Raw genomic sequence first — 11,669 nt, 5'->3', positions numbered from 1 at the left:
ATAAATGCAGGACAGGTTCGCACAGAGTGGATTTAATCAGTATAATCCTCATAAAATAGTTCAGAATTATTTGAATCGTTAACGGTGATTTGATGTCGATGTTCAGAAATAGCTGAGTCAATCAATGAAGACAGTATCGAAAAAATGACTGTATCAGAACTAATTTCGATTAATTCTTCTCTTTTTTGACCTAAAAAGATATTTATCTTGATTTCATTTGTACTACGGCAATCTATATAAAGTAATTTTTGATCGCTGAGATTTTCCGTTTCATAAATGTTTTTGGCGAGTGTCGGGTGTAATGATGCCAGACATCTGCTCAGATAAGCCAGATCCTTTAGGGAATACCCCACTGAGTAGAGGATGTCAGAGAATTTTTGTGTGTTTACTGTTATCTCTGAAGTGCATGTTGCATTGACAGGAAGAGTATTAAAAGAAATCTGAGATGGTATCATTATTTAAATCTTTCCGTGAGTAATAAAAATTAATCCCCAGGTATTGTTTAGTAATATTTACCATAGGGGATATATAGAAAATTAAAGTATTTGATTGGCGTCGGTTAACTGATCAATAACTAGTGCTAAATTGGTAAACATTTTGAAATGTCGATACTGGCTCGGAATATCATTTTCAAAGACGAAGGATTCAAGGTTATTGTCTGAAAAATAAAGGACAAGTGTTGCTGATTCGTCAGGGGAAATATGGAAATATATCTGGTTACCAGACGGAGGATTGTCCAGAAGAAGAGCATCTTTGCCCGTCACATACCTGTTATGGTCGTGGACACTACGCTCACACTTCATCAGAGGTGTCATGATACTCATGTATTCATCTGATGTTAATATATTAAAATCGCCATTCATTTTAAAGAAACGATAAAGTATCAGTACATCCTCTAGCGTAACCGGTTGGTTTGTTTTTAGAGGGAAATAAGTGGGAACCAGAAGATGAGGTTCTAATCTATTTTGTTGGGCGCTATAACTGAATTTAAACATAAATTCCGGATCGCTCATCAATTTAGAAACATAATTATGCCTGGCTTCAAAGATTTTAATTTTTACCAGGTTAAATAAATCTGGTTCTTCATCCTGTATTAAAAGACATTGGCCATAACAGAAAGGTTTTTTTTCATTATAAGCAGAAACGGTTATTCTGTCAGGAGTGTCAACGTTATATCCAAAAGCCAGATAGTTACCCTCCTCATCACGATCTGTTTCCAGGTTATTTAAATTCATCACATTAAGTGTTTTCAATGCTGATTCAATGAGTTGTTGACCCTCTGAGGTAAATGTTTTGCGCTGCGTTGTATAAAGTGTATCGATACCAACGACTATCCGATGTGGGTCAAGGATGGCGGCAATCAACTTTATTACCTGCACAGTCACGGGTGATGTCATTGATTCGTTATCTGTTTTTAGAGGATCATTTGATGGCCAACCAGAGAAGCGATTGACAACAGAACCTATATTATCAAGACCCATGGCAGCAACCTCATTGTAATCAAGCGAGGCGCTCAGCGTACCCGGCTATAGAAAAACTAACTTGCAAAAATCGCTCATTTTTCATTTATCAGGCGAAAGTTGCCTGTGTTCATGCAGACACAGTCGCCTCTGTTAAGCGATATCTCTCTCATCGATACTTATTGGTGATTATTACAAATGAAACAATAACATGGCGGTCTTACGGCAATGCTCATAAAGGCAACAATCAATTAACTTTGATAAAAATATGTTATGTAAAATAGCAACAAATTGGCTACTCTAATCAATTGGTATTATAAAAAGTTGATAAGGCGATTCTGTTAAATAAAACACTGGTTTTTTATCTATGTCTTTTTATTGTAATAATTGTGTTACATAAATATTTCACAATAAATTAACAATAAAATTACCAATGGTCTATGGTTTATACATAATTAACATACTTGACTGGTTTTGATATAAATCAATTTTTAATTCTTGAAAAAAATCTGCAAAACACGATAAATTGTCGTAGATCAAATTGGTGAGGTCGTGACAATTTCGCTATAAATTGATCACTGTCGAAAAATGCAAATTTGCTCAATAAAAACCTGTTTATTGTAAGGATTTTGCGGCGTAATATAATTACGGGATCAATTTGGTTTATTCATTAACATATTTGTAACTTTTTTATCATTGTCTTTTCCACTTTTGAGGAAAAGACAGCGATAGAGGCGAGCAAATAATTTTGTATTGGGGCATGCGTGTGACCCTTTCTAACGGGGTTCACTCTCGGAGTCTTCATGCGATGAGCAAGGAGTCATGATGTTAGATATAGTCGAACTGTCGCGCTTACAGTTTGCCTTGACCGCGATGTACCACTTCCTTTTTGTGCCACTGACGCTCGGTATGGCGTTCCTGCTGGCCATTATGGAAACGGTCTACGTCCTTTCCGGCAAACAGATTTATAAAGATATGACCAAGTTCTGGGGCAAGTTGTTTGGTATCAACTTCGCTCTGGGTGTGGCAACCGGTCTGACCATGGAGTTCCAGTTCGGGACTAACTGGTCTTACTATTCCCACTATGTAGGGGATATTTTCGGCGCGCCGCTGGCAATCGAAGGTCTGATGGCCTTCTTCCTCGAATCCACCTTTGTAGGTCTGTTCTTCTTCGGTTGGGATCGTCTGGGTAAAGTTCAGCATATGTGTGTCACCTGGCTGGTGGCGCTTGGTTCAAACCTGTCCGCGCTGTGGATTCTGGTTGCGAACGGCTGGATGCAAAACCCAATCGCGTCCGATTTCAACTTTGAAACTATGCGTATGGAGATGGTGAGCTTCTCCGAGCTGGTGCTTAACCCGGTTGCTCAGGTGAAATTCGTTCACACTGTAGCGTCTGGTTATGTGACTGGCGCGATGTTCATCCTCGGTATCAGCGCATGGTATATGTTGAAAGGTCGTGACTTCGCCTTTGCTAAACGCTCCTTTGCTATCGCTGCCAGCTTCGGTATGGCTGCCGTTCTGTCTGTTATTGTTCTGGGTGATGAATCTGGTTATGAAATGGGCGACGTGCAGAAAACCAAACTGGCTGCTATTGAAGCCGAGTGGGAAACGCAACCTGCACCTGCTGCCTTTACTCTGTTCGGCATTCCTGATCAGGAAGAGGAGACGAACAAATTTGCGATCCAGATCCCTTACGCGCTGGGCATCATTGCAACGCGTTCCGTGGATACCCCGGTTATCGGCCTGAAAGAGCTGATGGTGCAGCATGAAGAACGCATCCGTAACGGGATGAAGGCGTACTCTCTGCTCGAGCAACTGCGTTCTGGTTCTACTGACCAGGCGGTTCGTGACCAGTTCAATAGCATGAAGAAAGACCTCGGTTACGGTCTGCTGCTGAAACGCTATACGCCAAACGTGGCGGATGCAACTGAAGCGCAGATTCAACAGGCAACCAAAGACTCCATTCCACGTGTAGCGCCGCTGTACTTCGCGTTCCGTATCATGGTGGCGTGTGGCTTCCTGCTGCTGGCAATCATCGCGCTCTCTTTCTGGAGTGTCATCCGCAACCGTATTGGCGAGAAAAAATGGCTGCTGCGCGCTGCATTGTACGGTATTCCGTTGCCGTGGATTGCTGTAGAAGCGGGCTGGTTCGTGGCTGAATATGGTCGCCAACCTTGGGCTATCGGTGAAGTGCTGCCGACAGCTGTAGCGAACTCGTCACTGACCGCAGGCGACCTCATCTTCTCGATGGTGCTGATTTGTGGCCTGTATACCCTGTTCCTGGTGGCAGAATTGTTCTTAATGTTCAAGTTTGCACGCCTCGGCCCAAGCAGCCTGAAAACCGGTCGCTATCACTTTGAGCAGTCTTCCACGACTACTCAGCCGGCACGCTAAGACAGGAGTCGTCAAATGATCGATTATGAAGTATTGCGTTTTATCTGGTGGCTGCTGGTTGGCGTTCTGCTGATTGGTTTTGCAGTCACTGACGGTTTCGACATGGGGGTGGGCATGCTCACCCGTTTCCTCGGTCGTAACGACACCGAGCGTCGAATTATGATTAACTCCATCGCACCACACTGGGACGGTAACCAGGTATGGCTGATCACTGCGGGTGGCGCTCTGTTTGCTGCCTGGCCGATGGTCTATGCCGCTGCGTTCTCCGGCTTCTATGTGGCGATGATCCTCGTGCTGGCGTCTTTGTTCTTCCGTCCGGTCGGTTTTGACTACCGCTCCAAGATTGAAGAAACCCGCTGGCGTAACATGTGGGACTGGGGCATCTTCATTGGTAGCTTCGTTCCGCCGCTGGTGATTGGTGTGGCGTTCGGTAACCTGTTGCAGGGCGTACCGTTTAACGTTGATGAATACCTGCGTCTGTACTACACCGGTAACTTCTTCCAGCTGCTTAACCCGTTCGGCCTGCTGGCTGGCGTGGTGAGCGTAGGGATGATCATTACTCAGGGCGCAACCTATCTGCAGATGCGTACCGTGGGCGAACTGCACCTGCGTACCCGTGCAACGGCTCAGGTGGCGGCTCTGGTGACACTGGTCTGCTTCGCACTGGCTGGCGTATGGGTGATGTACGGTATCGATGGTTATGTTGTGAAATCAACAATGGACCATTACGCGGCATCTAACCCACTGAATAAAGAAGTGGTTCGTGAAGCTGGCGCATGGTTGGTGAACTTCAACAACACGCCGATTCTGTGGGCTATTCCGGTACTGGGTGTGGTTCTGCCTCTGCTGACCATTCTGACTGCAAGTATGGATAAAGCGGCGTGGGCGTTTGTGTTCTCCTCCCTGACGCTGGCCTGCATCATCCTGACTGCCGGTATTGCAATGTTCCCGTTTGTGATGCCGTCCAGCACCATGATGAACGCAAGTCTGACAATGTGGGATGCAACTTCCAGCCAGCTGACGCTTAACGTCATGACCTGGGTTGCGGTGGTTCTGGTACCGATCATTCTGCTCTACACCGCCTGGTGCTACTGGAAAATGTTCGGTCGTATCACCAAAGAAGATATTGAACGTAACACCCACTCTCTGTACTAAGTAAGGAGCTAAAAATGTGGTATTTCGCATGGATTCTTGGAACGCTTCTTGCCTGTTCGTTTGGGGTAATCACCGCGCTGGCGCTTGAGCACGTCGAATCAGGCAAAGCCGGTCAAGAAGACATCTGATGAGTAAGATTATCGCAACCTTGTATGCGGTAATGGACAAGCGCCCCCTGCGGGCGCTTTCCTTCGTGATGGCGCTTCTGTTAGCAGGATGTATGTTTTGGGACCCGTCACATTTCGCCGCGAAGACCAGTGAACTGGAAATCTGGCATGGTTTATTGCTGATGTGGGCCGTCTGTGCTGGTGTTATTCACGGCGTGGGCTTTCGTCCGCAGAAGGTTCTCTGGCAAGGGATTTTTTGCCCTTTGCTTGCCGATATTGTTCTCATTGTCGGGCTGATTTTCTTCTTCTTTTAAACCAGAATTCTCTTTAAAAATTTATGGGCCGCTTCAGGCCCATAAATTTTTACGCTCCCTTAACTTGCCCTCATTCCCAAACCTCAATCGCGCGCGTATAGTAGCAGCGTTTAAAAGCTCTAACTTTTGTTGCATTACCGGGATGTAAAGTGAATACAACGCTGTTTCGATGGCCGGTTCGCGTCTACTATGAAGATACCGATGCCGGTGGTGTGGTGTACCACGCCAGTTACGTCGCTTTTTATGAAAGAGCACGCACAGAGATGCTGCGTCATCATCACTTCAGTCAGCAGGCGCTGATGGCTGAACGCGTTGCCTTTGTGGTGCGTAAAATGACGGTGGAATATTATGCACCTGCGCGGCTCGACGATATGCTCGAAATACAGACTGAAATAACATCAATGCGTGGCACCTCTTTGGTTTTCACGCAACGTATTGTCAACGCCGAGAATACTTTGCTGAATGAAGCAGAGGTTCTGGTTGTTTGCGTTGACCCACTCAAAATGAAGCCTCGTGCGCTTCCCAAGTCTATTGTCGCGGAGTTTAAGCAGTGACTGACATGAATATCCTTGATTTGTTCCTGAAGGCTAGCCTTCTGGTTAAACTTATCATGTTGATTTTGATTGGTTTTTCAATCGCATCCTGGGCCATTATTATCCAGCGGACCCGTATTCTTAACGCAGCGGCGCGCGAAGCCGAAGCGTTTGAAGATAAATTCTGGTCTGGAATCGAACTTTCTCGCCTCTATCAAGAGAGCCAGGGGAAACGGGATAATCTGACCGGTTCGGAACAAATCTTTTACAGCGGGTTCAAAGAGTTTGTGCGCCTACATCGTGCCAATAGCCATGCGCCGGAAGCCGTAGTGGAAGGGGCGTCGCGAGCGATGCGTATTTCCATGAACCGTGAACTTGAAAATCTGGAAACGCACATTCCGTTCCTCGGTACGGTTGGCTCCATCAGCCCGTATATTGGTCTGTTTGGTACGGTCTGGGGGATCATGCACGCCTTTATCGCCCTCGGGGCGGTAAAACAAGCAACACTGCAAATGGTTGCGCCCGGTATCGCAGAAGCGTTGATTGCGACGGCAATTGGTCTGTTCGCCGCAATTCCGGCGGTAATGGCTTATAACCGCCTCAACCAGCGCGTAAACAAACTGGAACTGAATTACGACAACTTTATGGAAGAGTTTACCGCGATTCTGCACCGCCAGGCGTTTACCGTTAGCGAGAGCAACAAGGGGTAAGCCATGGCCAGAGCGCGTGGACGAGGTCGTCGCGATCTCAAGTCCGAAATCAACATTGTACCGTTGCTGGACGTACTGCTGGTGCTGTTGCTGATCTTTATGGCGACAGCGCCCATCATCACCCAGAGCGTGGAGGTCGATCTGCCAGACGCTACTGAATCACAGGCGGTGAGCAGTAACGATAATCCGCCAGTGATTGTTGAAGTGTCTGGTATTGGTCAGTACACCGTGGTGGTTGAGAAAGATCGCCTGGAGCGTTTACCACCAGAGCAGGTGGTGGCGGAAGTGTCCAGCCGTTTCAAGGCCAACCCGAAAACGGTCTTTCTGATCGGTGGCGCAAAAGATGTGCCTTACGATGAAATAATTAAAGCACTGAACTTGTTACATAGTGCGGGTGTGAAATCGGTTGGTTTAATGACGCAGCCTATCTAAACATCTGCGTTTCCCTAGCTTGAAAGAGAGCGGGTAACAGGCGAACAGTTTTTGGAAACCGAGAGTGTCAAAGGCAACCGAACAAAACGACAAGCTCAAGCGGGCGATAATTATTTCAGCAGTGCTGCATGTCATCTTATTTGCGGCGCTGATCTGGAGTTCGTTCGATGAGAATATAGAAGCTTCAGCCGGAGGCGGCGGTGGTTCGTCCATCGACGCTGTAATGGTTGATTCAGGTGCGGTAGTTGAGCAGTACAAACGCATGCAAAGCCAGGAATCAAGCGCGAAGCGTTCTGATGAGCAGCGCAAGATGAAGGAACAGCAGGCTGCGGAAGAACTGCGTGAGAAACAAGCGGCTGAACAGGAACGCCTGAAGCAACTTGAGAAAGAGCGGTTAGCGGCTCAGGAGCAGAAAAAGCAGGCTGAAGAAGCCGCAAAACAGGCCGAGTTAAAGCAGAAGCAAGCGGAAGAGGCGGCAGCGAAAGCGGCGGCAGATGCTAAAGCGAAGGCTGAAGCGGATGCAAAAGCTGCGGAAGAAGCAGTGAAGAAAGCGGCTGCAGACGCGAAGAAAAAAGCAGAAGCAGAAGCCGCCAAAGCCGCAGCCGAAGCGCAGAAAAAAGCCGAAGCAGCCGCTGCGGCGCTGAAGAAGAAAGCGGAAGCGGCAGAAGCAGCTGCAGCTGAAGCAAGAAAAAAAGCGGCAACTGAAGCTGCTGAAAAAACCAAGGCAGAAGCTGAGAAGAAAGCGGCTGCTGAAAAGGCTGCAGCTGATAAGAAAGCAGCGGCAGAGAAAGCTGCAGCCGACAAAAAAGCAGCAGAAAAAGCGGCTGCTGAAAAGGCAGCAGCTGATAAGAAAGCAGCGGCAGAAAAAGCCGCCGCAGACAAAAAAGCGGCAGCGGCAAAAGCTGCAGCTGAAAAAGCCGCTGCAGCAAAAGCTGCCGCAGAGGCAGATGATATTTTCGGTGAGCTAAGCTCTGGTAAGAATGCACCGAAAACGGGGGGAGGGGCGAAAGGGAACAATGCTTCGCCTGCCGGGAGTGGTAATACTAAAAACAATGGCGCATCAGGGGCCGATATCAATAACTATGCCGGGCAGATTAAATCTGCTATCGAAAGTAAGTTCTATGACGCATCGTCCTATGCAGGCAAGACCTGTACGCTGCGCATAAAACTGGCACCCGATGGTATGTTACTGGATATCAAACCTGAAGGTGGCGATCCCGCACTTTGTCAGGCTGCGTTGGCAGCAGCTAAACTTGCGAAGATCCCGAAACCACCAAGCCAGGCAGTATATGAAGTGTTCAAAAACGCGCCATTGGACTTCAAACCGTAATCGCGATGCTGACTGTTCCGACGGTCAACATCAGACACCGGTTGCCACGGGGTTCTGGTAGTTTTGTGTATTTTAGTTTGTTAACATTCTGCTAAATTATCGTGGGCCATCGGTCCAGATAAGGGAGATATGATGAAGCAGGCATTACGAGTAGCATTTGGTTTTCTCATACTGTGGGCATCAGTTCTGCATGCTGAAGTCCGCATTGTGATCGACAGCGGTGTAGATTCCGGTCGTCCTATTGGCGTTGTTCCTTTCCAGTGGGCGGGTCCTGGTGCAGCACCTGAAGATATTGGCGGCATCGTTGCTGCTGACTTGCGTAACAGCGGTAAATTTAATCCATTAGATCGCGCTCGTCTGCCACAGCAGCCGGGTAGTGCACAGGAAGTACAACCAGCAGCATGGTCTGCGCTGGGCATTGACGCTGTGGTTGTCGGCCAGGTCACTCCGAATCCGGACGGCTCTTACAATGTTGCTTATCAGCTGGTTGACACTGGCGGCGCACCGGGTACTGTACTTGCTCAGAACTCGTACAAAGTGAACAAGCAGTGGCTGCGTTATGCTGGTCATACCGCCAGTGATGAAGTGTTTGAAAAACTGACCGGCATTAAAGGTGCGTTCCGTACCCGTATTGCCTACGTTGTTCAGACCAATGGCGGTCAGTTCCCGTATGAACTGCGCGTATCTGACTATGACGGTTACAACCAGTTTGTCGTTCACCGTTCTCCGCAGCCGCTGATGTCTCCGGCGTGGTCACCAGACGGTTCTAAACTGGCCTATGTGACTTTCGAGAGCGGTCGTTCAGCGCTAGTTATTCAAACGCTGGCAAATGGTGCTGTACGTCAGGTGGCTTCATTCCCGCGTCACAACGGTGCACCTGCATTCTCGCCAGACGGCAGCAAACTGGCATTCGCCTTGTCGAAAACCGGTAGCCTGAACCTGTACGTAATGGATTTGGCTTCTGGTCAGATCCGCCAGGTGACTGATGGTCGCAGTAACAATACCGAACCGACCTGGTTCCCGGACAGCCAGAACCTGGCATTTACTTCTGACCAGGCCGGTCGTCCGCAGGTTTATAAAGTGAATATCAACGGCGGTGCGCCACAACGTATTACCTGGGAAGGTTCGCAGAACCAGGATGCGGATGTCAGCAGCGACGGTAAATTTATGGTAATGGTCAGCTCCAATGGTGGGCAGCAGCACATTGCCAAACAAGATCTGGCAACGGGAGGCGTACAAGTTCTGTCGTCCACGTTCCTGGATGAAACGCCAAGTCTGGCACCTAACGGCACTATGGTAATCTACAGCTCTTCTCAGGGGATGGGATCCGTGCTGAATTTGGTTTCTACAGATGGGCGTTTCAAAGCGCGTCTTCCGGCAACTGATGGACAGGTCAAATTCCCTGCCTGGTCGCCGTATCTGTGATAATAATTAATTGAATAGTAAAGGAATCATTGAAATGCAACTGAACAAAGTGCTGAAAGGGCTGATGATTGCTCTGCCTGTTATGGCAATTGCGGCATGTTCTTCCAACAAGAACGCCAGCAATGACGGCAGCGAAGGCATGCTGGGTGCCGGCACTGGTATGGATGCGAACGGCGGCAATGGCAACATGTCTTCCGAAGAGCAGGCTCGTCTGCAAATGCAACAGCTGCAGCAGAACAACATCGTTTACTTCGATCTGGACAAGTACGATATCCGTTCTGACTTCGCTCAAATGCTGGATGCACACGCAAACTTCCTGCGTAGCAACCCGTCTTACAAAGTCACCGTAGAAGGTCACGCGGACGAACGTGGTACTCCGGAATACAACATCTCCCTGGGTGAACGTCGTGCGAACGCCGTTAAGATGTACCTGCAGGGTAAAGGCGTTTCTGCAGACCAGATCTCCATCGTTTCTTACGGTAAAGAAAAACCTGCAGTACTGGGTCATGACGAAGCGGCATACTCCAAAAACCGTCGTGCGGTACTGGTTTACTAAGAGAATTGCATGAGCAGTAACTTCAGACATCAACTATTGAGTCTGTCGTTACTGGTTGGTATAGCGGCCCCCTGGGCCGCTTTTGCTCAGGCACCAATCAGTAGTGTCGGCTCAGGCTCGGTCGAAGACCGCGTCACTCAACTTGAGCGTATTTCTAATGCTCACAGCCAGCTTTTAACCCAACTCCAGCAACAACTCTCTGATAATCAATCCGATATTGATTCCCTGCGTGGTCAGATTCAGGAAAATCAGTATCAACTGAATCAGGTCGTGGAGCGGCAAAAGCAGATCCTGTTGCAGATCGATAGCCTCAGCAGCGATGGTGCAGCGGCGCAATCAACCAGCGGCGATCAAAGCGGTGCGGCGGCATCAACGACGCCGACAGCTGATGCTGGTACTGCGAATGCTGGCGCGCCGGTGAAAAGCGGTGATGCAAACACGGATTACAATGCAGCTATTGCGCTGGTGCAGGATAAATCCCGCCAGGATGACGCAATGGTGGCATTTCAGAATTTCATCAAAAATTACCCTGATTCAACTTATCTGCCAAACGCCAATTATTGGCTGGGTCAGTTAAACTACAACAAGGGTAAAAAAGATGATGCGGCGTACTATTTTGCTTCGGTAGTGAAAAACTATCCGAAGTCACCGAAGGCTGCAGATGCGATGTTTAAAGTCGGCGTCATCATGCAGGACAAAGGTGACACCGCAAAAGCGAAAGCCGTATACCAGCAGGTTATCAGTAAATACCCTGGTACTGATGGCGCTAAACAGGCGCAAAAACGTCTGAACGCGATGTAATGCATAACACACGACCAGAAGTCGCATTATTTCTGGTCGTGTCGTGCGAATCATAAGCAGTTGAGTGATCTGCATCGAAATTTTTGTTGCGCTCAAGTCTGAAATCAGTAATATATGCCGCCGTTGCCACGGGATATCAAACAAACCGAAAGCAACGAAAAAGTGGGTCGTTAGCTCAGTTGGTAGAGCAGTTGACTTTTAATCAATTGGTCGCAGGTTCGAATCCTGCACGACCCACCAATCGCTAAGGTGGAAGCGGTAGTAAAACGTGAAGGATAACGTTGCGTCAGCAACGGCCCGAAGGGCGAGACGAAGTCGAGTCATCCTGCACGACCCACCACTAACCTAGTTAGTTGTAGTATCCAGCGTAGTATCGGGTGATTAGCTCAGCTGGGAGAGCACCTCCCTTACAAGGAGGGGGTCGGCGGTTCGATCCCGTCATCACCCACCAC

Annotated in this window: 13 protein-coding genes and 2 tRNA genes; 13 read left to right on the top strand and 2 right to left on the bottom strand. The window is 48.3% G+C overall.

The features are described from left to right. Positions 1 to 32 precede the first annotated feature (32 nt). Positions 33 to 455, bottom strand: coding sequence for a hypothetical protein (locus BEB42_RS19985; protein ID WP_105267504.1), 423 nt, complete (start codon positions 453 to 455; stop codon positions 33 to 35). An 81-nt stretch (positions 456 to 536) separates the two neighbouring features. Then, positions 537 to 1,481, bottom strand: coding sequence for a hypothetical protein (locus BEB42_RS19980; RefSeq protein WP_105267503.1), 945 nt, complete (start codon positions 1,479 to 1,481; stop codon positions 537 to 539). A gap of 804 nt (positions 1,482 to 2,285) precedes the next feature. Here BEB42_RS19980 and cydA point away from each other — a divergent pair. The 13 genes from cydA (at position 2,286) to BEB42_RS19915 (ending at position 11,668) form a co-directional block, all read left to right on the top strand. Next, positions 2,286 to 3,854, top strand: a complete 1,569-nt coding sequence (cydA, locus tag BEB42_RS19975; protein WP_000884361.1) for a cytochrome ubiquinol oxidase subunit I — start codon at positions 2,286 to 2,288, stop codon at positions 3,852 to 3,854. Positions 3,855 to 3,869: 15 nt separating this feature from the next. Further along, complete coding sequence (gene cydB / locus BEB42_RS19970) at positions 3,870 to 5,009, top strand: cytochrome d ubiquinol oxidase subunit II (protein WP_105267502.1); 1,140 nt, start codon at positions 3,870 to 3,872, stop codon at positions 5,007 to 5,009. A 14-nt stretch (positions 5,010 to 5,023) separates the two neighbouring features. Then, the gene (gene cydX, locus BEB42_RS19965; protein ID WP_000270282.1) at positions 5,024 to 5,137 is read left to right on the top strand and encodes a cytochrome bd-I oxidase subunit CydX; all 114 of its coding nucleotides are present in this window, start codon (positions 5,024 to 5,026) and stop codon (positions 5,135 to 5,137) included. Continuing rightward, positions 5,137 to 5,430, top strand: a complete 294-nt coding sequence (gene ybgE / locus BEB42_RS19960) for a cyd operon protein YbgE (protein WP_105267501.1) — start codon at positions 5,137 to 5,139, stop codon at positions 5,428 to 5,430. Before cydX ends, ybgE begins: the two co-directional genes overlap by 1 nt. Positions 5,431 to 5,579: 149 nt before the next feature. Beyond that, positions 5,580 to 5,984, top strand: a complete 405-nt coding sequence (gene ybgC, locus BEB42_RS19955; RefSeq protein WP_001098384.1) for a tol-pal system-associated acyl-CoA thioesterase — start codon at positions 5,580 to 5,582, stop codon at positions 5,982 to 5,984. Next, positions 5,981 to 6,673 (top strand): Tol-Pal system protein TolQ, encoded by a 693-nt coding sequence (tolQ, locus tag BEB42_RS19950; protein ID WP_000131314.1) that lies wholly within the window; start codon positions 5,981 to 5,983, stop codon positions 6,671 to 6,673. The genes ybgC and tolQ overlap by 4 nt, the downstream gene beginning before the upstream one ends. Before the next feature lie 3 nt (positions 6,674 to 6,676). Next, entirely contained in the window at positions 6,677 to 7,105 is a 429-nt protein-coding gene (tolR, locus tag BEB42_RS19945) for a colicin uptake protein TolR (protein WP_000090097.1), read from the top strand. A 64-nt stretch (positions 7,106 to 7,169) separates the two neighbouring features. Continuing rightward, positions 7,170 to 8,435: a cell envelope integrity protein TolA gene (gene tolA, locus BEB42_RS19940; RefSeq protein ID WP_105267500.1), complete on the top strand. Its 1,266-nt coding sequence runs from the start codon at positions 7,170 to 7,172 to the stop codon at positions 8,433 to 8,435. A 132-nt stretch (positions 8,436 to 8,567) separates the two neighbouring features. Then, a complete protein-coding gene (gene tolB / locus BEB42_RS19935; RefSeq protein ID WP_001295307.1) occupies positions 8,568 to 9,860 on the top strand; it encodes a Tol-Pal system beta propeller repeat protein TolB in 1,293 nt (430 codons plus the stop codon). A gap of 34 nt (positions 9,861 to 9,894) precedes the next feature. Further along, entirely contained in the window at positions 9,895 to 10,416 is a 522-nt protein-coding gene (pal, locus tag BEB42_RS19930) for a peptidoglycan-associated lipoprotein Pal (protein WP_001295306.1), read from the top strand. A 9-nt stretch (positions 10,417 to 10,425) separates the two neighbouring features. Next, positions 10,426 to 11,217: a cell division protein CpoB gene (gene cpoB / locus BEB42_RS19925; RefSeq protein WP_105267499.1), complete on the top strand. Its 792-nt coding sequence runs from the start codon at positions 10,426 to 10,428 to the stop codon at positions 11,215 to 11,217. A gap of 164 nt (positions 11,218 to 11,381) precedes the next feature. After that, positions 11,382 to 11,457, top strand: a tRNA-Lys gene (locus tag BEB42_RS19920). 135 nt (positions 11,458 to 11,592) lie between these two features. Continuing rightward, positions 11,593 to 11,668, top strand: a tRNA-Val gene (locus BEB42_RS19915). Position 11,669: the final 1 nt, after the last annotated feature.

Origin of the sequence: Escherichia sp. MOD1-EC5990, from assembly GCF_002965285.1 — a bacterium.
In the GTDB taxonomy this organism is placed as follows: domain Bacteria; phylum Pseudomonadota; class Gammaproteobacteria; order Enterobacterales; family Enterobacteriaceae; genus Escherichia; species Escherichia coli_F.
The sequence above is the reverse complement of the archived record's forward strand: the minus strand, read 5'-3'. Positions and strand labels throughout refer to the sequence as shown.

Excerpts from the sequence above, each read along its gene's own strand:
- BEB42_RS19985 (WP_105267504.1), bottom strand. The coding sequence starts at position 455 with ATGATACCATCTCAGATTTCTTTTAATACTCTTCCTGTCAATGCAACA.
- BEB42_RS19980 (WP_105267503.1), bottom strand. The coding sequence starts at position 1,481 with ATGGGTCTTGATAATATAGGTTCTGTTGTCAATCGCTTCTCTGGTTGG.
- cydA (WP_000884361.1), top strand. The coding sequence starts at position 2,286 with ATGTTAGATATAGTCGAACTGTCGCGCTTACAGTTTGCCTTGACCGCG.
- cydB (WP_105267502.1), top strand. The coding sequence starts at position 3,870 with ATGATCGATTATGAAGTATTGCGTTTTATCTGGTGGCTGCTGGTTGGC.
- cydX (WP_000270282.1), top strand. The coding sequence starts at position 5,024 with ATGTGGTATTTCGCATGGATTCTTGGAACGCTTCTTGCCTGTTCGTTT.
- ybgE (WP_105267501.1), top strand. The coding sequence starts at position 5,137 with ATGAGTAAGATTATCGCAACCTTGTATGCGGTAATGGACAAGCGCCCC.
- tolR (WP_000090097.1), top strand. The coding sequence starts at position 6,677 with ATGGCCAGAGCGCGTGGACGAGGTCGTCGCGATCTCAAGTCCGAAATC.
- tolB (WP_001295307.1), top strand. The coding sequence starts at position 8,568 with ATGAAGCAGGCATTACGAGTAGCATTTGGTTTTCTCATACTGTGGGCA.
- pal (WP_001295306.1), top strand. The coding sequence starts at position 9,895 with ATGCAACTGAACAAAGTGCTGAAAGGGCTGATGATTGCTCTGCCTGTT.
- cpoB (WP_105267499.1), top strand. The coding sequence starts at position 10,426 with ATGAGCAGTAACTTCAGACATCAACTATTGAGTCTGTCGTTACTGGTT.